Annotated in this window: 21 protein-coding genes and 1 tRNA gene; 4 read left to right on the top strand and 18 right to left on the bottom strand. The window is 63.4% G+C overall.

Translation table 11 applies throughout. The features are described from left to right. The first annotated feature begins 1 nt into the window (after position 1). Both kdpC and L21_RS05065 read left to right on the top strand, forming a co-directional pair. Complete coding sequence (gene kdpC, locus L21_RS05070) at positions 2-586, top strand: potassium-transporting ATPase subunit KdpC (protein WP_074369406.1); 585 nt, start codon at positions 2-4, stop codon at positions 584-586. Next, positions 583-2,523, top strand: a complete 1,941-nt coding sequence (locus L21_RS05065) for a DUF4118 domain-containing protein (protein WP_074369405.1) — start codon at positions 583-585, stop codon at positions 2,521-2,523. Before kdpC ends, L21_RS05065 begins: the two co-directional genes overlap by 4 nt. Before the next feature lie 127 nt (positions 2,524-2,650). On the opposite strand, the gene L21_RS05060 is transcribed toward L21_RS05065, so the two are convergent. The 8 genes from L21_RS05060 to L21_RS05025 all read right to left on the bottom strand — a co-directional run bounded on the left by L21_RS05060 (position 2,651) and on the right by L21_RS05025 (position 8,414). Continuing rightward, on the bottom strand, positions 2,651-4,123 hold the full coding sequence (locus L21_RS05060; protein WP_074369404.1) for an ATP-binding response regulator: 1,473 nt from the start codon (positions 4,121-4,123) through the stop codon (positions 2,651-2,653). Positions 4,124-4,305: 182 nt separating this feature from the next. Beyond that, a complete protein-coding gene (locus L21_RS05055; RefSeq protein WP_083608786.1) occupies positions 4,306-4,773 on the bottom strand; it encodes a RidA family protein in 468 nt (155 codons plus the stop codon). Between the two features lie 166 nt (positions 4,774-4,939). Further along, positions 4,940-5,977, bottom strand: a complete 1,038-nt coding sequence (locus L21_RS05050) for a PDDEXK family nuclease (protein WP_074369403.1) — start codon at positions 5,975-5,977, stop codon at positions 4,940-4,942. Between the two features lie 117 nt (positions 5,978-6,094). Further along, positions 6,095-6,439 carry a HepT-like ribonuclease domain-containing protein gene (locus tag L21_RS05045; protein WP_074369402.1) on the bottom strand — a complete coding sequence of 115 codons (345 nt, stop codon included), beginning with the start codon at positions 6,437-6,439 and terminating at the stop codon, positions 6,095-6,097. After that, complete coding sequence (locus L21_RS05040) at positions 6,436-6,729, bottom strand: nucleotidyltransferase family protein (RefSeq protein WP_074369401.1); 294 nt, start codon at positions 6,727-6,729, stop codon at positions 6,436-6,438. Before L21_RS05040 ends, L21_RS05045 begins: the two co-directional genes overlap by 4 nt. Before the next feature lie 414 nt (positions 6,730-7,143). Beyond that, positions 7,144-7,527: a hypothetical protein gene (locus tag L21_RS05035; protein WP_074369400.1), complete on the bottom strand. Its 384-nt coding sequence runs from the start codon at positions 7,525-7,527 to the stop codon at positions 7,144-7,146. Positions 7,528-7,676: 149 nt separating this feature from the next. Next, the gene (locus L21_RS05030; RefSeq protein ID WP_074369399.1) at positions 7,677-8,207 is read right to left on the bottom strand and encodes an NYN domain-containing protein; all 531 of its coding nucleotides are present in this window, start codon (positions 8,205-8,207) and stop codon (positions 7,677-7,679) included. Between the two features lie 122 nt (positions 8,208-8,329). Continuing rightward, positions 8,330-8,414: transfer RNA gene (locus L21_RS05025), tRNA-Leu, on the bottom strand. Between the two features lie 144 nt (positions 8,415-8,558). Here L21_RS05025 and L21_RS05020 point away from each other — a divergent pair. Both L21_RS05020 and L21_RS05015 read left to right on the top strand, forming a co-directional pair. Beyond that, entirely contained in the window at positions 8,559-9,020 is a 462-nt protein-coding gene (locus tag L21_RS05020) for a cupin domain-containing protein (RefSeq protein WP_074369442.1), read from the top strand. 32 nt (positions 9,021-9,052) lie between these two features. Continuing rightward, on the top strand, positions 9,053-9,676 hold the full coding sequence (locus L21_RS05015) for a hypothetical protein (RefSeq protein WP_074369398.1): 624 nt from the start codon (positions 9,053-9,055) through the stop codon (positions 9,674-9,676). Positions 9,677-9,682: 6 nt separating this feature from the next. On the opposite strand, the gene L21_RS05010 is transcribed toward L21_RS05015, so the two are convergent. The 10 genes from L21_RS05010 to argH form a co-directional block, all read right to left on the bottom strand. Continuing rightward, positions 9,683-10,861 (bottom strand): aminotransferase-like domain-containing protein, encoded by a 1,179-nt coding sequence (locus L21_RS05010; RefSeq protein WP_074369397.1) that lies wholly within the window; start codon positions 10,859-10,861, stop codon positions 9,683-9,685. 43 nt (positions 10,862-10,904) lie between these two features. Next, on the bottom strand, positions 10,905-12,644 hold the full coding sequence (locus L21_RS05005) for a DUF2070 family protein (protein WP_074369396.1): 1,740 nt from the start codon (positions 12,642-12,644) through the stop codon (positions 10,905-10,907). A gap of 80 nt (positions 12,645-12,724) precedes the next feature. Next, positions 12,725-13,615 carry a carbohydrate kinase family protein gene (locus L21_RS05000; RefSeq protein ID WP_074369395.1) on the bottom strand — a complete coding sequence of 297 codons (891 nt, stop codon included), beginning with the start codon at positions 13,613-13,615 and terminating at the stop codon, positions 12,725-12,727. Continuing rightward, the gene (locus tag L21_RS04995; RefSeq protein WP_074369394.1) at positions 13,612-13,950 is read right to left on the bottom strand and encodes a DUF555 domain-containing protein; all 339 of its coding nucleotides are present in this window, start codon (positions 13,948-13,950) and stop codon (positions 13,612-13,614) included. Before L21_RS04995 ends, L21_RS05000 begins: the two co-directional genes overlap by 4 nt. Before the next feature lie 22 nt (positions 13,951-13,972). Next, positions 13,973-14,500: a nitroreductase family protein gene (locus L21_RS04990; protein WP_074369393.1), complete on the bottom strand. Its 528-nt coding sequence runs from the start codon at positions 14,498-14,500 to the stop codon at positions 13,973-13,975. Continuing rightward, the gene (locus L21_RS04985) at positions 14,487-14,843 is read right to left on the bottom strand and encodes a hypothetical protein (RefSeq protein ID WP_074369392.1); all 357 of its coding nucleotides are present in this window, start codon (positions 14,841-14,843) and stop codon (positions 14,487-14,489) included. Before L21_RS04985 ends, L21_RS04990 begins: the two co-directional genes overlap by 14 nt. A 56-nt stretch (positions 14,844-14,899) precedes the next feature. Further along, on the bottom strand, positions 14,900-15,205 hold the full coding sequence (locus tag L21_RS04980) for a DUF5350 domain-containing protein (protein ID WP_074369391.1): 306 nt from the start codon (positions 15,203-15,205) through the stop codon (positions 14,900-14,902). 74 nt (positions 15,206-15,279) lie between these two features. Further along, positions 15,280-17,136 carry a Glu-tRNA(Gln) amidotransferase subunit GatE gene (gatE, locus tag L21_RS04975; RefSeq protein ID WP_074369441.1) on the bottom strand — a complete coding sequence of 619 codons (1,857 nt, stop codon included), beginning with the start codon at positions 17,134-17,136 and terminating at the stop codon, positions 15,280-15,282. Next, positions 17,136-18,365 (bottom strand): Glu-tRNA(Gln) amidotransferase subunit GatD, encoded by a 1,230-nt coding sequence (gene gatD, locus L21_RS04970; protein WP_074369390.1) that lies wholly within the window; start codon positions 18,363-18,365, stop codon positions 17,136-17,138. Before gatD ends, gatE begins: the two co-directional genes overlap by 1 nt. Then, positions 18,365-19,843, bottom strand: a complete 1,479-nt coding sequence (gene argH, locus L21_RS04965; protein WP_074369389.1) for an argininosuccinate lyase — start codon at positions 19,841-19,843, stop codon at positions 18,365-18,367. The genes gatD and argH overlap by 1 nt, the downstream gene beginning before the upstream one ends. Between the last annotated feature and the right edge of the window lie 201 nt (positions 19,844-20,044).

Here is a 20,044-nt window from a genome sequence, read left to right as displayed (position 1 = left end):
CATGACGGAGATACGACAGGCAGTAAAAAGCGGTCTCCTCCTCTTCCTCGTCCTCTTCATCATCACGGGGTTCGCCTACCCCCTGGCAGTGACGCTCATCGCCGGGGCGGCATTTCCGTACCAGGCCCACGGGAGCCTGATAATCGACGGCCAGGGCCAGGTGATCGGCTCGAGCCTGATCGGCCAGAACTTCAGCGCACCGTTCTACTTTCAGGGCCGCCCCTCAGAGACGCCGATCACCGCCTACAACGCCTCCTCCTCCGGAGGGTCGAACCTTGCACCCGGAAATCCCCTGCTCCTCGAACGTATCGCGGAACGGGTGAGGGCTCTCCGGAACACCGGCGTGCAGGGGCCGCTCCCGTCCGATCTCGTCATGGCTTCGGGAAGCGGTCTGGACCCCGACATCAGCCTGGATGCCGCACTGGTGCAGGTCCCCGCCGTCGCAGAGGCGCGCGGTCTTCCGGAGGACGAGGTCCGTGCACTCGTTCTCGCCCGGGCGGAGAGCCTCCCGGTTCCGTTCGTAGAACCCTACGTCAATGTCCTCTCGCTCAACCGTGAGCTGGATCGCCTGGACAGGAGGGGCTGAACACGGCTGAAAGGACCGCCGAGGAAGGCCGCCCCCTGCCCGAAGACCTGCTCGCCGTTGCAGAGCAGGCGGAACAGAGGGTCGGGAAAGGGCAGCTGACGATCTACCTGGGATACGCCGCCGGCGTCGGGAAGACCTACACGATGCTGGAGGATGCGCTCAGCCACCGGAGCGACGGGCTCGATACCGTGATCGGGTATGTGGAGACGCACGGCAGGGCAGAGACGGATGCACTCGCCGCAAGGCTCGAGGCAATCCCCCCGATTCACGTCGATTACCAGGGACTCGCATTGCGGGAGCCGGATATCGACGCGATCCTCAGGCGACGCCCGCAGATCGTCCTCATCGACGAGCTTGCGCACACCGATGCTCCGGGGAGCCGGCACGCCAAACGCTACCAGGACATCGAGGAGATCCTTCACGCGGGGATATCGGTCTACACCACCGTCAATATCCAGCACATCGAGAGCCAGAACGACATCGTCGCCCAGATCACGGGCATCCGCGTCGCGGAGACGGTGCCGGACACGTTCTTCTACGATGCCGACGAGATCTGCCTGATAGACATCCCGCCGGAGGAACTCCAACTCCGCCTCCGCGCCGGAAAGGTCTATGTGCGGGATATGGCCGAGCAGGCCGCCCAGCGGTTCTTCAGCGTCGAAAATCTCCTGGCACTCCGGCAGATCGCTCTCCGGTTCATGGCGCAGGTCACCGACCGGCAGATGCTCACCCGCATGCGGGCCAGGGCCATCCCGGGGCCATGGCCTGCCGGGGAACGGCTCCTCGTGGGGATACGCCCCGGCCCGACGGCGGACCAGATGGTCCGTGCGGCGTACCGCCTTGCAGACAGGTTCCATGCGGACTGGATCGTGATCTCCATCGGGACCGAGACTGAGCAGAACCTCACGGACCAGGAGCGACGGTGGCTCAACGATGCAATGGAGACGGCAAGGAGCCTCGGAGGGCGGATCGTCCGTTACCGCGGAGGGGACGTTCCGGGGGAACTGATCAGGTATGCCCGGCAGCACAACGTCACCATGATCATGCTCGGTAAACCCCGCGGACTGGACATCTTCTACTCTCCCGTGTACCGCACCATGGTCCGGTCAAAGGGGATCGACATCTTCCTCTACGAACCGAAAGCGGCGGTAAGTATCCCTATCCACAGGCAACTGCCGCAATTTGTGAGTCTAAACCTCATCATCAGCGCAATACTCATCGCGCTTGTGACGATCGTAAATTACTTCCTGCGAAATGTCATCAGTTCGTCAAACCTGCTCATCATCCAGTTGGTTCCGGTGGTGGCGGCAGCGCTCTTATTCCGCCGGAGAACGGCGATCATCACCGCTATCGCAAGCATCCTGATCTTCGACTTCGCTTTTGTCGTTCCCTACTACACGCTTACGATCGACGACTGGGATTACTTCATCTCGTTTGTGGGATACGTGGTCATTGCGTTCATCATCAGCGGTCTCGCAACAAGACTCCGCTACCTGCTCCCGCAGATACGGAGGAGCGAGGCAAAGGTTGAGGCCGTCGCCGTCCTCTCCCGCGATCTGGTGAACGTCGCGCACCGCCGGGAGATCTTCGATACGCTCTATCGTCACATGAAGCAGTTCGGCGAAGGTGCATTTGCCGTTCTCACGCCGGGTGCGGGGGGGCTCTTCGTGAACGTCGGGGATCCCGATTATCCGCTCACCCAAAAAGAGCGGACTATCGCCCAGTGGGCCTTCGAGAATGGCCGGACAGCGGGGAGAGGCACCGAAACGCTCCCGATGGGGATAGGGCACTACGTTCCGATGAAGGCGTTTGCGGTTACGTTCGGCGTCCTGGCGTTCGCATTCAGGGACCCGGAGGAGGTGCTTACACCGGAGAATAAGGATGTCCTCCAGACGATGGCATACCTGGGGGCCCTGGCCCTGGAAGAGGTAGATTGAGCGGACTGTCCCTGCCGCCGGCGCCGACAATCGAGGGGCGCTGCAGGTCAATACCCCGGTACGACAGGTGATGTCAGGGAGGGAGATCAAACCCGGATAAGTACGGGCGATCTGAGACGCAATCTCTTCACTCCGGAACCCGGTATGCCCCGGGGGGCACCCGCATCTCGAACCGTGCTCCCTTCCCGGGCTCGCCCGTTTCGGCGATGCCGATCCCGGTGATCGCGAGGATCTCCCGGATCAGGAAGAGGCCGAGCCCCGTGTTCTTCCCGACGCCCCGGTGAAAGATCCGCTCCTTCTCCCCGGCAGGAACACCGGCGCCGTCGTCCTCCCAGATGAGGATGAGATCTCCGTTCTCCTCCGAACGATACCGGACGCGGACCCGGGTCGCCGACTCACCGTGCCGGAGCGTGTTGTCCATCAGGTTGGAAAAGACCGTCGCAAGCATCGGATCCGCGTAGACGACAAGGTCTCCGGCTTCGTTCTCGACCGGCAGCCCTTGAAGCGTCCCGGTCCCGAGCGCGTCGGAGACCCGCTGCCACTCCGGTGACCGGACGCCGAGATCCGTGTAGTCCCGGGTGAACTCGATCTGACGGTGTATCCTGTCGGCTGCGCTCTGCACCCGGGCAAGATACTCCGAGATGTCCTGGCCGGGCCCGGCCTCCTCTGCAATCCAGAGGTTCCCGAGAAGGATCGTCAGCTGGTTCAGGATATCGTGTCGGGTGATGCTGCTCATCAGGTTGAGTTTCCTGTTCGCGACGGCGAGGCTGTTCGTCTGCCGGACAAGCTCCTCGGCGTGATACGCGATCTCGCGCTCCAGCGCCGTGTGCTCGCTGATATCCAGAATCGTAAACGTCATGCCGCGCGAATGATCCGTCGGATCGAGGGGTGTGCTGGAGAACTGCACGTCGAGAGTCGCTCCGTCCTTGCGCATACAGCGGGTCTCAAGCGTGCACGTTCCGGCCTTCCGGATCTGGACGTCCATCTGCCGCAGTGTGGATTCATGCTCCGCGTCGCCCGGATACAGCAGCCGCATGGACTGACCAACAAGTTCATCGCGGGTGTAGCCGAGAATATCGCAGAGCCGTTCGTTGACCTCCATGACGACCCCGTCAACAGCCATTCCGATACCGGCGGGGGCGGCACGGAAGATGCTCTCCGCTCTGTGCAGCATCTCTTCACTCTTGCGCAGTGCCGCTTCCGCCCGCCGCCTCCCGGTCAGTTGCCGGATCGCATTGGCAAGATCGGCAAACTGAGCCCTCGGGTCGCCGCCTTTCTGGAGGTAGAAGTCGGCACCGCTGTTCAGCGCCTCGATTGCCACTTCCTCGCGTCCCCTGCCGGTGAAGATGATGAAGGGCACCCGGGACCCTGCCTCCCGGACATGCTGTAAGAGAGCAATCCCATCCATCTCCGGCATCATGTAGTCCGAGACGACCGCGTCGTACCGGCCGGTTATGATCGTTTCGCATGCCTCCAGCGGGCTTGAGGTTATATCGACGGTGATGTCGCCCGTTCGCTCGAGGAAGGCACGGCCAATCTCAAGCAGCGCCTCTTCGTCGTCCACGTAGAGGATATGATCCGGGTTCGTGAGGGGATGCACTATATCTAAATGAGAGGGAACGAGTATAAAAAACATTTCCAATTGCCAGGACAATATCAGGACATTTTATCGCATTGTGAGAAATTTAAGAAAGATTTAGATCTAAAGGGGGTCTGTAAGCCCACAGAGGGAGAATGGGATCTCTCCCGCGTAAGCATGGCGCCTCCTTCAGGTCGCCCGGATCACCGCACGCTTGCGATCATCTCGATCTCGACCCTCGCGCCTTTCGGGAGGCGGGCGACCTGCACCGTCGCCCGTGCAGGATAAGGCTCGTCGACGTATTCGGCGTAGACGGCGTTGACCGTATCGAAGTCTGCGAGGGCTGTTACGTAGATCCGGGTCTGGACGACGTCGGAGAAGTCGAGGCCTGCTTCGGCGAGTATGGCCCTCAGGTTCTCCATCGCCTGCCTCGCTTCACCGGCGGTGGTGCCGGAGAGGTTGCCGGCGGCCGGGTCGAGACCGATCTGCCCCGATGTAAAGAGGTAGTCTCCGCACCGCACGGCCTGGCTATACGGTCCGATGGGCTCCGGCGCGTTCTCTGTGTAGAGAGCAGTCTTTCCCGGGGCGGAGGATAGAACCGCGTATACGCCGAATCCCGCAAGGAGCACGCATGCGAAAACGAGAGCCAGGATCTTCACGCCGCCGTCCATGCTCTATCCCTGCCCGTCGAGATCGGAGCGTCTATATGTGGTGTTCGATGCACCGGGACGTATACCTTTGGAGGAGGGCGGGGGTGCGGGTGCCGTTCCGGGGCTATCTCCGGCATCAGGCGGGCGCCTCATGGACATTTATGGGTCGACGGATGATGTTCGGCCTCTATCCGTTCCCTTCCTGCAGCAGGGTGGAGATGTCTTTCTCGGTCCTGCAGAGGCGCACCATCGATTGCGCAATCTGGTACGGGTCGATCTCTTCCCCGAAGAAGAACTGAAGCCTCGTCCACCCGGACGGGTCGGCAACCAGTTCGACCCGTTGGGTCTTTGTGATGGCCGTGGAAAGGTGCTCGCGGAGTCTGGAGAGGAAGTCCGCAACCTTCGGGTACTCTCTGTGCCTGACCTGTATCCCGATGCTGATCGAATCCCCCCGGTCGCCGAACTTGTAGTGCACCGCTGCCGGCCACCCCTCGCGGTATACCCGGACGCTCTCCTTTCCGATCGCGCACGTCGAGAATATGGGCGGCTTCATCTTCGAGAACTTCTCGACGATCAATCGAAGCCGCAACCTCTGCCCCTTGAGCTCCGGATCAGCCTCTCCCGATACCAGGAAGCGAGAATGATAGAAGTACTCGTTCCTGCCGAGCCGGTAACGCTCGACCACCAGCAGCCGCAGATCGAGATCGCTGTGTTCGTTGAGGTAGCTGAACTCCCGGATAAGGTCGTCCGGGGCAGCGTCGAGGACGATGATGCCCCTGATCTGCCCGGCTCTCAAATACGAGGCAAAGGTACTCTTCACCAGGGCGAGCCGGGTCTCGGGATTCTCTTCCCCCTCGGCACCGGCCATAGACTGAAATGTCTCTTCGAGAAGGCCTCCCGACCTCGCGTTCGCCTCATCAGGCGTAAGGTTACGCATTGCTGAGAGAGAGTCGCATAACTGACCGATAATCTCGTGCCGCGACTCCGCGTTCCGGGCCAGTTTCACCTCGACGATGACCGGCAGTCCGTTGTTATCCATAAGAAAGATATCGGCGAACCTGTTTCCAAGCGGAAACTCCCGGCAGATCGTGACGAGCGCGGAATCGCCACGGTCGACGAGGAGCACCGGGTGCCCGGCAAGGATCTCCTGCAGTTCGTACTCGTTCCTGAAGGGCTCCGGCTGCTGGGCGAGCTCGCTCCCTTCGCCTATCCGTATCGCGGGCATCGAATCTCCATAGCGAATATGGAGGGGGAGGTTGATAGATGTTTATCAATAGGAGTGCCGCGGGTTCGGAATGCGGCGTTGAACGAGTATTGCGTGTCAGGCAGCGCCATCCCGAAGTTACCGCCCGCGCTCCTGCTCGAGGATGCGGCGGATCTCCTGTTGGATTTTCGGAACGCGATTGACGACGGTCCGCCAGACAAGCTGCGTGTCGACGCCGAAATACGTGTGGATCAGTTTATCCCGCATCCCCGCCATCTCACGCCAGGGAACGGCGGGATACTTCTCCCGGACGGGCAGAGGAATCTTTTTTGCCGCCTCGCCGATGATCTCGAACTTCCTGATGACGGCGCTCTGAGTCCTATCGTCGTGCAGGAACTGATCATAGGTCATGCCTGCGGTAAACTCCTCAATCCTCTCAAGCGCAGCAGCAAGGTCCGAGAGATAGAGAGTATGCGATCTCATGCAACAAGGAGGTCCCGGGTAACCTGCCTGCGGATCTCCGGGCGAAGTGCCGCCTCCGGCACGACGTCCACGCTGGACCCGAGTTTTTCTTCGAGGTACTGTGACAGCCCGACAAAATCGAAGAGATCCGCACCGGAACCGAACTCGACGAGTACGTCGATATCGCTGCCCTCCCCCTGTTCTTCACGGGCATACGACCCGAAGAGGGCGATGCTCTCGACGTGATATCGCTCTCTGAGTTCGGCCTTCAGGGAGCGAAGGACCTCGAGGACTTCGGTGCGGGTTTTCATGTGCGCAACGCTCCTGCTGTATGTCCTCTTACGCTCGCGGATTGCTTTAATCTATTGTTCTTCGTGGGATCATCAGCCCCTGTCATCACGGTATCCCCTGCAGAAAGTGGTGCCGGTACCCCATACGCCGGAGATCGTCGATGCCAGAAACTCCTCCTGCAGACCTCCAACCGGTGGTTGGAGGATTGGCGCATTCCCGGGTATCGTCGGCCCCTAATACCATTACACCATCAGATTAGTGCAATGGATCGTTGCACAATCTCTCGTTTGACCCGGTGGATCCAGCAGACCCGGCCGGAAACGCACCGACTCCGGGATCTGCCGTGTTGTCTTTGGGGCATACGCCGGCCCTGAAAACTCGCACAACCTGTGCGAGATATCAGTTAGGTGAAAAATGTGAGTTTATCTCCCCCATCACTGCGCCGCCTTCTTCTCCTGCACCGGGGGATTCTTGATCGTAACGTCGACCGACTTCGAATTCTTCCCGCGAACCTCCACCTTGTAGGTCCCCGCTGCCGCGAACTTGTGCGCGAAGAACGTGTAGGTCTGCGGGCCGCCGGCGGAGAGATCCTGCTTCTTGCCGACCTGCTCGCCGTTGATCCACAACTGCGCCTTGAAGTGCGTATCCCAGTCCGAAGACGGAACTCCTTCGTTGTCGAACCAGTAGCCGATGCTCACCGAGATGTTCGGGAAGAAGTACACGTTGCCCTTCTCGTCGCGGCCGCCGCCCGTGCTGCCGCTGACCGTGGCAGTCGCTTCGACGGAGTTGATGGTTGCATCACGGTATGTAGGTGCCATGGGGCCTCATGTATAAATGGAGTATAATAAATTTCGGATGCATCGCGTTAGTCTCATCGGATTTATCGGTACCGTGTGCGGGACCGATTTGCCGCCGTAGTGCGGGTAAAAGAAAGAGAAAACCGCTACGCCGGATGAGAAGGGATAAATTAATTCCGTCGAACACTCTCGAAGAATGACTGGCTCATCTCATACCTTTCATCGACCGCTGAAAGCAGCTCATTATGGACAGATTTTTTCGAGTAATAGAGAGTCGTGATCACCCCGGCGTCTTTTGCTGCTTCGATCGCCGGAACAAAGTCGCTGTCTCCCGAAACAATGATAGCGTGACCGATCTGGTGAGACCAGCTTAACCGCACCAGTTCTACAGCCATGAGAATATCGACCCTCTTCTGTTCAAACGAACCGTCACGGCTCTTGCTGAGTTTACCAAACCTCATCTGAAACCGGGGCAGGTTCTCGACGATCTCTCGGAACTTACAGTAGTTTCCATAACGAATTCTCTCATCCTCGGTAGGAGGTTCACTCTGGTAAGGCATGCAGTCGTAGAAGTAAGTACGTAATCTCTCCCTATCGCCATAGACCGTCGCACAAAACCGTTCAAAATCAACTCTTATACCGTTGGGGACCACTTTGGACAAATATCCGTTATCGATGAAAACAGCAGCCCGATGTATCATAAATCATTAAAGGGCGATTTAGAAGAAGAAACTACCGTCCCACAATGGAACGGTAGCGCGTATAACAGGTACACATTCTGCCCAATAATATAAGATATTTTCGATTCTCACTGAGTTCAGAATGCGAGGGGTGGGATTCGAACCCACGGACCCCTGCGGGAGTGGATCTTAAGTCCACCGCCTTTGGCCGGGCTTGGCTACCCTCGCTCAAAAAGTGCCATTACCTATTCTTCATCGCATGTATTAAGTCCAGCGCCCGCATGCCGCCGGGGAAAAACCCGAGCCGGCAACCGTTCTCCGCTGCAACCCGGGGGCCAAAGGTATTTGATGCCGGCCCCGAAGGTGGGAAGCATGAAGCGAGACCAGAACCCAGACACGCCCGAAGTTCCCTACTGGCACGTCCGGACCGACGAGAACGGCGTGAGCCGGCAGGACCGCTGCCGGATGAGCAACTTTGAGTTTGCAAGCATATCGAGCGGTGCCGCCCCGTCGTGGATCGGGAGACCCGGCGGCCCGGCTCGCCGCGTCCTCGTCCTCGTCCTCCCCGCAGGCTGGGTGGGGGAGTGGCACGAAAACCCGGAGCCGCAGTGGATCGTGCCCCTCTCGGGCCGGTGGTTCGTCGAGACCATGGACGGCACCCGCGTGGAGATGGGGCCGGGGGAACTCTCGTTCGGAAACGACCAGAACACCCGGCCCGACGAACTGGGGCGCCGGGGGTACCGCTCGGGAACCGTAGGTGACCAGCCCGCGGTGCTGATGCTCGTGCAGGTGGAGCGGGGTCCCGACTCAGGCCGGCCCTGCCTGCCCGGGTAACCGGATACCGATACAGACCCGGAGAGGGACCGATGACCAGAACACTCCTTGCGGCGCTCTCGCTCGCGGTTGCGGGCGCCTGCTTCTTCGCGTATCCCGCGATCCGGCCGTACACCGATGAGGCGTCGCTCGCCGGCGCCGGGGCATTCGCCTCCCCCGCCTGGACCCTCTCGCACACGCTCGCCATGGTGGGGTTCATCCTGCTCGTGCTCGGGCTGCTCGGCCTCTATGGCCGTCTCTGCGAGACGAAGGCCGAACCCCGGGCCGGCGCGGCGCTCGTCCTGACCTGGGTCGGCATCGGGCTGGTTCTCCCCTATTACGGGGCCGAGACGTTTGCGCTCGCCGCCGTGGGCCGGGAGGCGATCGAGCAGAACAGCGTCGATCTCCTCCTCGCGCTCACGGACGCTATCCGGTTCGGGGCAGGCGTCTGGCTCTTCGGTGCGGGCCTCCTCGCTCTTGCGGCAGGCAGCATCCTCTTCGGGGCCGCGATCTGGCGCTCAGGCATCCTCGCCCGTTGGAGCGGCATCCCGCTCGCGCTCGGCTTCGCGCTCTTCCTCCCGCAGTTTTTCGCGCCCCCGGCAGTCCGGATCGCCCACGGGCTGCTCGTCATGATCGGGTGCTGGCTCGTGGCGTGGAGCATGACGAACAGCCCGTAACTGCCCTCACGCGAGCCGCCGCACCACCCTCGCCAGCCGGTGGATCCCCTCCGCGATATCCTCCTCGCCAGCCGCAGAGAAGTTCAGGCGGATCGTATCCTCCCCGCCGCCGTCGACATAGAACGGAACCCCGGGGAGGACCGCGACGCCTTCTCTGACGCCCTCACGGAAGACCTCCATCGACGAGATCCCATCCGGCAGGGCCGCCGTCATGAACATCCCGCCCTCGGGATTGGTGTGGGTCACACCCTGCGGCATCAGGTCGTCGAGGAGATCGCACATCAGCCGGCAGTGCTCTCCGTAGACCGCCGCGACGCGGGCAACGTGGGCGTCGAGATCGTGGGTCGATAGGTAGCGGTGGAGGATCACCTGGCAGAGGAAGTTTGAGTGGAGGTCGGCCGCCTGCTTTGCGACGTTGAACTCCAAAAGGACCGGCGCCGGTGCGTACATCCAGCCGATCCGCATCCCGGGTGCGACGATCTTCGAAAACGATCCCGAGATCACCGTCTGCTCCGGAAGGTAGCGCTTCACCGGCGGCCGCGGCTTCCCGTCGAAGAAGAGTTCTCCGAAAGCGTCGTCCTCGTAGAAGACCGTATCCGTTCCTTCGAGGATCTCCGCGACCGCCCGACGCTTCCCTTCCGAGTAGGTCGTCCCCGACGGATTCTGCGAGTTCGGGATGCCGTAGAAGAACTTCGGCGCGTGATCGTGGACGAGCGATTCGAACGCCGCGAGATCCGGCCCCTCCTCCTCCAGGGGAACCGAATAAAAGTCCGGCTCGTAGAGGGAGAAGGCCTCGATAGCACCGAGGTAGCCGGGCCGCTCCATCCCGACGGCGTCGCCGGGGTCAAGGAAGATCTTCGCGACCAGATCCAGGCACTGCTGGGAACCGTTCACGATCTGGATCTCCTCAGGCGTCGCCGGGAGACCGAGGCGTCTCCGATAACGGTCGGCGATGAACTTCCGGAGCGGCAGGTAGCCGTCCGTCGTCGTGTACTGCAGCGCCGTCCGCCCCTCCTCGGCAAAGACCTCGCGGGCCGCCTCCCGGATCCCCTCGACGTCGATGTATGCCGAGCCCGGCAGCCCTCCTGCAAACGATATCACCCCGGGGACGCCCGAGACCCGGAAGAGTTCTTCGAGGAACGACTCCGGAACCCGCCCCATCCGGGAAGAAAACCGGTACTCCATATAACCAGTATTGAGCGCTTCAAAAGAAAAGATGGCGGGTATCTTACTGCAGCATGATGTAGGCAAAGATCGAGAGCAGGAACGCGAGCATCAGGATCATGAAACTCAGCGGGGCGATGAACGCGAGCATTGCGTTCACGGTGCTCGCGAGCTGTGAGACCCGCTGCGACCCGAAGACGACGACCCCCTCGCACGATGCCGTCGCCGCCCCCACGCGGGCCGGCGCGAGATCGGCGACCGCTTCGCGGACTGCCTGCTCGATGTAGGGGATGATCGCCTTCGCCGGCACCACGTAGCCGACCGGGTTCTTCCCGGTGATCGTGTTTACCGTGTGCGTATCGGTCGTCATGATCTCCGCCTCGTCGACGTGGGCGAGCGCCACCGCGCGCAGTTGATCCCGGACGCCCGGGGCCACGTTGTTCCCGTCCACGAGGACGTAGGCCGCCCGCCTCCCCTCGACCTCCGTCACCAGCGCCTGCACCCCGAGCGACCCGAACCCCTGCTCGCGAGTGAACGGAACCCGGACGTGCGAGACCCCGACCGCGAGGGACTCAAGAGGCAGGTCCCGCGCGACCCGGAACCCCTCGCGTGCGGCGGCGATGTACTCCGTCGCGATCCGCGTCGCCGGGAGGACCGGGGAGCCCACGCTGGTCATGCAGTTGTGAGCGTCCACGAACGCGACCTCAGAGAAGGCGCACCGTCCTTCGGCCATGATCGCCATCCCGACCGAGTAGTCGAGATCCTCCGTCCGCTCCGGCGACCGGGTGCTTACCATCAGGAGGGCGTCCCCGAACCGCTGGCAGAGGATCGAGACCGAGCCCGATTCGACCCGGACAGGGCGGCTCGCGACGGCGGAGAAGGCGAGCCCTTCCCGGGACGCCTCGACGGCGCGGGCGATCTTCTCGATCTCGCTCTCCGAGACCAGGTTGAAGTCGTGGGTGGCGCAGCCGTGGGCGACGAGCGTCTCCTCGGGGAACGTGTCGTGGAGAATCCGGGGGAGGTTCCCGCCGCCGACGTCCCCCATCGGGCCGGGGTGGACGTTCGGGACGGTGAAGAGGACGTCTTTTCCGGCGTCGCGGGAGAAGAAGAGCGAGACCTGGGGCACATAGACCTCCTCGCCGATCTCGCGGAAGAAGTCCTCCATGTTCTTCGACCCGTCGGTCAGGTGGGCGATGAAGGTGTTGAGGAAGTTGAGCCCGCTGATCTGGAACGCCCGCTTCAGCGGCCGCTCGATCAGCCAGATCAGAAAGACGAAGACCAGCCCGAAGACCGCCTGGAGCAGGAGGGCGTAGGGGACGAAACCGGGGGTGAAGAACCAGGCCCCGACCGCTATGGCGGCTACGCTCTGGGTGAACGCGGGGAGGACCATCCGGCTGATCCGGTAGTCGGCAACGGCCGCGAGAACCAGCAGCCGGAGGCCGAAGGCCAGGCCGAACGCGACCGCATAAAGCGTGGGAAAGAGAGCACGACCAAAGACAAGCACCGGGGAAAGGCTCAGGATCACTGCAAGAACCGTGCAGGCCAGGGCGAGGAGCGCCGACCGGTTCCAGGTGATGTAGCCGCCGAAGACCCGCACCAGCGGCACCGTCAGCAGGAAAGCGACCAGTGCCGGGACCGAGAACCCGAGGGTGCCGACCAGGAACAACTCGTCCCCCACCCGGTAGGTGGCAGCATCGATGACGAAACCGAGCACGACGATGAGTGCAAGCGACCGCGGCCAGGATGGAGCGGAGAAGATGTAGCGGGTGAGCCGCTCGACACGCACGTCGGGGCCGGACTCCATCAGGCGCCTCCGGGTATCCTCGGGCCGGAAACGGCGGCCGGCAGAGAGATGCCGGCCATCAGCGCTGTATTTCCCATAATTCAGATGATAATTTCGCCGGGCTCGCCAAAGACCTTCCGGTACCGCGCAAGCATCCGCTCCCAGTCGGGGAGGTTCGTCTGGGTGCCCGGCCGCTCGACGACGAAGGAAGAGACCACCGCCCCCGCGCGGCAGCAGTCGAGCGGAGCGTAGCCCTTCCGGAACGCCGTGAGGAACCCGGCACGGTAGCCGTCACCGGCACCGGTGGGGTCGACGGCCTCGACCGTGACGGCCGGAACGTGGTACTCCTCGCCGTCCATGCAGAGGATGCTCCCCTCCGCTCCCCGGGTCGTGACCGTCATCGGGATCGACGCGACGAGTGCGGTCCGCTCCAGCCCCAGCATATCGCACATCCGGTCCATCTCATGGTTGTTCGAGAAGAGGATATCGATGTTCGCAAGGATGATCTCGAGCTGATCGGGGGTGTAGCAGAGGAGATCCTGCCCCGGGTCGAAGGAGGCGAACCTGCTCTTCTGGGCCACCCGGACGTTGAAGTCGGGGTCGGCCGTCGCCATGTGGACGAAGTCGAGAGCGGGAGCCTCCGCACGGGAGAACGCGGCGGAAGCGCCCCACTCAAAGAAGGTCTCCTGGTCGCCGTCGTCGTCCGTGAAGACGTACGCGGTTGCGGTCCGGGCATCCTTCACCTGGGTGAAGTCCTGCACGATCTCGAGGCTGTGCAGCCACCGGTCGTAGTCGCTGCCCGGGAAGTCGCCGCCGACCGTGGAGACCAGCCGGCACCGCTCCCCGAGCATCGCAATCCCGGCCGCGATGTTCGCCGCCCCGCCGCCGAAATAGATCTCGTGACCGGTGATGTAGGTCGAGTTGTGCCGCCCGGGGAGTTTCGGCACCCGGAAGAGGTGGTCGATGGCGGTATGCCCGACGACGGAGATCATAACTCCTGCACTTCCTGGACCTTCAGCGGCACGTCGTGCAGCGCCTTCCCGACGACCGACTTCGCTATCCGGGCTGCATGCTCTTCGGACTCCGCACGGAAGACCTTCATCTGCAGCACGAGCCCGACGAGGGCGGTGCCGGCGACCACGAGCGCGGTGTTCAACTCCCCCTCGCAGAAGGGGCAGGCGATCATCCCCGCCTCGATCTCCACGAACTTCGCCGAGGGGTTGAGCCGCTTCCCGGCCTCGCTGATCGCGATGCTCACGGCGTCGTCCATAGACTTGACGTCTTTAATTATCCACGCTGATTCGAGCGTAACCAAATAATCCGACATATTCTCTCCAAGAATGGTAATCCTACCAGGTCTCGCGGTGCACGTGCTCGTCCACCGGCATCCGCTTCATAGGTTCGAGCGGCGGCCTCCCCTTCCCGACCGCGAGAAGCGCGACGGGACGGATATGCTGCGGAAGGCCGAGAAGATCGCGAACCTCGCTCTCCTCGAACGCCCCCGTCCAGCACGAGTGCAGGTCCCGGGCGTGGGCGGCGAGCATCATGTAGGTGCAGGCGATCGTCGCGTCCTCGAGCGCATAGAGGATCCCCCGCTCCCCGTAGTGCGACATCGACCGGACGTAGTTCGCACAGACCACGAAGACCGCCGGGGCCTCCCGGATGTGCACCTGCTCCAGGGCCGCCGACGCGAGTTCCAGCCTGACATCGTCGTCGGTGACGACGACGACGTCCCATGCCTCGCGGTTGCCGGCGCTCGGCGCCGTACTCGCGCAGGCGAGGATGTAGTCGATATCCTCCGGATCGAGCGGCTCCCCGGAGTATTCCCGGACAGAAGACCGTGCTCTCAGGAAGCGGAGGAGATCAGAGGAGTTCATGCTCGTTGAGCGTCTCCCATGCCATCTGGGCTGCGGTCGTGGCGGCGCTGACGGCCCTCCCTATCCGCTCCGACGCGGCGCCGAGATCCATACTCTCCGTCAGGCTGATCGCCTCGTTGAGGTGATCGATGGCCTTCTTAAACTCGGAAAGTCCCGTATCGCCATACGCAAAATCGAGTTCCGAGCGGATCGACTGGAGCACCATCACAAGCATCCGTTTTCCGCCGGGCTTTTCCGCGAGCGGAAACTGGATCAGGGCTGTCGTCAGGTGCGACCCCACAATCAGTTCGGACTTCGCCCGTTCGGCAAACTGATAGGTCCTGATGGCGGATTTGAGATCCATACCACATACTGGAACTCTCAAGTATAAAAAGTATTGAAGGAGAAGAGGGAGACGGCTTATCTCGATTTCTGCTTTGTCCCGAGAGCCGAAACCTTCGCGCGGCGTATGCCGCGGCGCACCCGCACATCCACCGTCGGGCCGCCTGCTCCCCGGCCCCGGCCACCGCGTCCCCCGCGTCCACCGCGACCGCCACGGCGCTGGTCCTGGCCTTCCCTGCTCGCCCGCTTCTGGATGGCCGCTGCAGGCTTGAACCGCTGGTTCGGGCCGGGTTTCTTCACTTCGCCTTCACTTGCAGGGACGAGCCGAATCTGCCCCTTAACGCCCTTGACCTGGGCCCACTGGACACTGCCTGTCTTTCCCATGATAAAACTCCTTTATATTTATGTACGGAACCGGTGATAAAAGTAACCCGGCCGGGACGGACCCGGGCCGGGGATCAGGAGAGTAACCGCTGGATCTCGCGTCGGAGGGTCTCGCTGATGACCTTCCCGTCGACGCTCCCGCGGAGTTCCTGCATGACGACGCCCATCAGGGGGCCGAGCGCGCCCATACCCTTCTCCCGGGCGAACGCCTCGCGCTCGGCCACGATACGGCGCACGATCTCCTCCACGTCCGCCTGCGAGACGGCGGGCCCCATCTTCTCGATCGCCGCGTCCACCCGCTCGCCGGGAGTCCCGGCACCTCCGGCAGTCCGCGCGAGTTCGGTGAGGAGGTCGGGGATCGCCTCCTTCGCCGCCCGGCCGCCCTCGACCGCCGAGAGAAGGGCAAGGATCTCCTCCTCGCTCACCCGGGCGACCTCGACGCCGTCGCGGGCGAGCTCCCGGCAGGTGGCAAGCAGCGTCCGTGCAGCAAGGGTGGGGCGGACACCGGCGGCGACCGCTTTCTCGAAGAGCGGCAGCCGTTCTGAGAACGCGACCTGCCGTGCCAGCCCTTCGTCGAGCTCGAACTCCCGGACGAACCGTTCAGCCCGGTCGGTGAGGAGTTCGGGAATCTCGATCCTCTCCCAGAGGTCCCCGTCGATCGTGACCGTAAAGACGTCGGTCTCGGGGTACATCCGGGCGGCTCCCGGGAGCGGGCGCATATAGGCGGAACTCCCCTCCTCGAGCATCTTCCGGGTCTCCTCGGGGACGCCCGTGAGGGCCATCTCGGCGCGGATCATCACCTGCTCGGCGGCACACCCGGCACGCTCTCTTCCCGCCGCGACGATGACGACGCAGTCCTCCTCCGCGGCGCCGACGAACTCGCGCAGGCGCGCCACCTCTTCTGCCGTGACGCCGTAGGCGGGGAGTTCGTCGGTGTGGAAGATCCCGCCGACCCCGCACTTCTTCGCGTAGTCCGACATCTCGCTCCCGAGACGCCTGCCGGGCTGGATCTCCCGGCCGACGAGGCCCGCGAACCCGCAGAGCCGGACGGCGAGGACGGCTTTCGCCTTCTTCAGGATCGAGGATTTCGTCCCGGCAAAGAGGGCAGTGACGTCGACGACGGTGTGATCGACCCGGGCGCCCCTCTCCCGGAGGGCGTCACGGATCGCAAGAAGATTGACCTGCCGCTCGACCTCGCGGCGCACCACCTCGGCGATCAGGTCGAGTTCCTGGACGCCCTTGATCTCTACCCGGGCGCCGTCGGCGATGGAGACGTTGATGTCCTGCCGGATCGTCCCGAGGCCCCGCTTCACCCTCCCGGTGGAGCGGAGCACCATCCCGATGTGCCCGGCAACCCGCTGGACGGCTTCGGGGGTGTGCATGCAGGGGGCGGTGGTGATCTCGACGAGCGGGATCCCAAGGCGGTCGAGGGAGAAGGTCTCGTCCTCCACCCGCTGCGCCGCCTCCTCCTCGAGGCAGATCGTCTCGATGCGGCACCCGCCGGGGAGGGCGCCGGAGAGCGCGACGAGCGCCGTCCGCTGGAACCCGCTGGTGTTCGAGCCGTCGATGACGAGTTTCCTCATCGTGTGGACCTGCTCGGCCGGGGTCATGCCGAGCATCTTTGCAATCGTGAGGCAGACCTCGAGCGCCTCGGGGTTCATCGGGGTCGGGGGCTCCTCGTCGTGCTCCACCAGGCAGACCGTGTCGTAGGTGTAGTAGCAGAACTTCCGGACGAGTTTCATCTCCTCGCGCGCCGCCCGGTCGATCTCGCCAAGCTCGCTCTCCGTCGCCCGGAGATAGCGGTGGAACTCCCCGGTTCGCTCCGCGGTCTCCCGGAGGCAGGTGGGGCAACGGCAGAAGAGCTTCTCGGCGGTGTCGAGCTGCTGGTGGATCTCGATGCCGGCTTTGAGGCCGAGTTTCTCGTAGTCCATCATACCGACCTCCGCCGGATCTCGCCCGCGAGATCGGTCTCTATCAGCGTCCTCGCCCGTTCGGGGTCGGGTTCGTTTCCGAGCACCCACATCAGTTTGACGAGCGCCGCCTCAGGCAGCATATCCTCGCCCTCGACGACGCCGGCGGCGAGGAGATCTCTCCCCGTGTTGTAGACCCGGTCGCAGACCCGGCCGTGCAGGCACTGCGACGTCATGACGACAGTCGTTCCGTCCTCGATCATCTCCCGGAGCTTCGGGACCCACCCGGTCGCCACGTGCCCGAGCCCCGTCCCCGATATAACCAGGCCGGCGTAACCCTCGAAGACGTCGAGGACCGCGGGAGGCATCCCGGGGTAGAAGGGGATGAGGGCGCACCGCTCCTCGAGCGTATCGCGGAGTTCGGGCTCCTCCGCGCCCCGCCGGACCGCCTCGTCCGAGAGGGTGACGGAGAGCGAGGGGTAGTCGACGTAACCGAGCGGATCCATGCCTGTGCTCTGGAACGCATCGCGCCGGGAGGTGTGCATCTTACGGACTCTCGTCGCCCGGTGGATTGCACACCGGTCGTCGTTCGTCGTCGCGTGCATCACCACCGCCACCTCGCCGAGGTTGCCGGCGGCAACGGCGGCGCTGCAGAGGGTGTTCATCGCGTTGTCGGAACTCGGGCGATCGGCGGACCGCTGCGACCCGACAAAGACGACCGGTACCGGCGTCTTGAGCATGAACCTGACCGCTGCAGCCGAGTAGGCCATCGTGTCGGTGCCGTGGGTGACGATCACCCCGGCAACGCCGGCCCGGATCTCGTCGTAGACTGCACGGGCAAGTTCCCGCCAGAGCGCCGGCTGCATGTTCTCGGAGAGAATGCTGGCAATCTGACGGTCGCGGTAGCGGGCGACATCCCCGAGTTCCGGGATCGCCCGCAGGATATCGCTCGCCGAGAACTGGCTCATCACCGCGCCGCTCCGGTAGTCCACCCTGCTCGCGATCGTCCCGCCGGTGGAGATGATGGCGAGTTCCGGGAGGTCGGGATTCTGGACGACGACCCCCGCGCCTGCCGGCGGCTGCGGGGCCGGGCGCTCGACGAACGCGATCTTCTCAAACGGCGTCCCGATGTTGTAGCCGCTCTCCAGTTTGACGACGGCCATCCCGTCCCGTTCGGCGATATAGGTGCCGGTGAGCGCGGTACCGCCGTTTGTGTACCGCACCAGATCTCCGGTCTCGAGTCTCTCCATTATGCTGCAAACCTCCGTGCTTCAAGGATAAGGTCTTCGAATGCGTTCGTTAGTGCTGATTCCGTCTCCTCCACCCAGCCTGCGTCCCGGGCGAGGAGTTCTTTCTGCTCGTCGATCTGAACGGCAACCGCCGCGGGCGCCGGGCCGCCGACGATGTTTCGCACGGCGACGGCGTGACGCGGGTCGAGGACGGCGTCGATCTTCTCCTGGGTCAGCCCGAGTTCCACGACCGAGAGATCGGCCGCTTCACGGGCGGCGCCCTCAAGTGTCGCGAGGTCGAGCGATCCGTGCCGGACCGCCCGCCCGACGATCCGGTGGGCGGTGCGGAAGGGGAGCCCGTACTCCCGGACGAGGACGTCGGCGAGTTCCGTCGCGGTGGAGAAGCCCCTGTCCGCCTCGGCGGCCATCCGCCCGGTATCGAAGGCCGCTGACCCGAGCATCCCGGCGAGAAGCGGGATGCTCTGCCGGGCGGCTTCGACGCCGCGCCAGAGGTGCGGGGTCAGTTCCTGGAGGTCGCGGTTGTAACTCATGGGAAGACCCTTCGTGATCGTGATCGCCGCTGTAAGTTCTCCGGCAACCGATCCGGCCTTCGCCCGCATGATCTCCGCCACGTCCGGGTTCTTCTTCTGGGGCATGATCGAGGAGGAGGAGCAGTAGGCGTCGTCGAGCCGGACAAACCCGACGAACGCGGTGCTCCAGAGGACGAGTTCCTCGCAGAGGCGGCTCGCCGTCGCCATGCAGATAGAGGCATCGGCAAGCACCTCGACGGCAAAGTCCCGTGCTGCGACCGCGTCCATGCTGTTCGGCGCCGGGCGGGCAAACCCGAGGAGCCGGGCGGTGTAGTCGCGGTCGAGGGGGAAGCCGGTCGAGGCGAACGCCGCCGAACCGAGCGGCGATACGTCCACCCGTGCATACGCCTCACGGAGCCGGGCGGTATCGCGGGAGAAGGCCTGCTCGTAGGCGAGGAGGTAGTGGGCCAGCGTCGTGGGCTGGGCGTGCTGGAGGTGGGTGAAGCCCGGCATCACTGTCTCCGTATGGCCGGCGGCGACGTCGAGCAGGGTCGCCCTGAGATCGGTGAGCGACCGTACGAGGGCGGCGATCTCCTCTTTTAACCGAATCCTGATGCAGGTCGCAACCTCGTCGTTCCGCGACCGGCCCATGTGGAGGCGGCCGCCGAAGTCCTCGCCCACCCGGTCGATGAGGTAGGCCTCCTTGCCCGCGTGGACGTCCTCGAACCGCTCGTCGAACGCCTCCTCCGGGAGGCCGTTGTCGTAGAGATCGAGGAGCGCCGCCATCAGGGCCCGTGCCGGAGCCTCGTCGATGATCCCCTGCTGCGAGAGGCCGAGGAGGTGCGCCATATCCACGAGGAGATCCGCTCTTGCAATCCAGCGGTCGGCGTCCATCGATGCAAGAAAGTGCTCGAGATCCCCCGACCGCTCGCCGGCAAGACGGCCCTGCCGAATCTGATCCGAACGCATTATATCAACAGTCCTGTCTGTACCGTTTGACCGGGGGAGAGATTAAAACCACGCTCCCCATGCCCGCAAGTTACGGAGACGATGATGTGGGAGTGGCGTGCTTCTATCAACACAATGCCAGTTCGCTTCACAGAGACATACCGCACTTCGAACAGTTAATCGACATTGACCCTTCCTTCGACTACACATCCCCGGTCACGG

The sequence above is a fragment of the Methanoculleus chikugoensis genome (genome assembly GCF_900095385.1).
In the GTDB taxonomy this organism is placed as follows: domain Archaea; phylum Halobacteriota; class Methanomicrobia; order Methanomicrobiales; family Methanoculleaceae; genus Methanoculleus; species Methanoculleus chikugoensis_A.
This window is presented reverse-complemented; position numbering and strand designations above follow the sequence as displayed.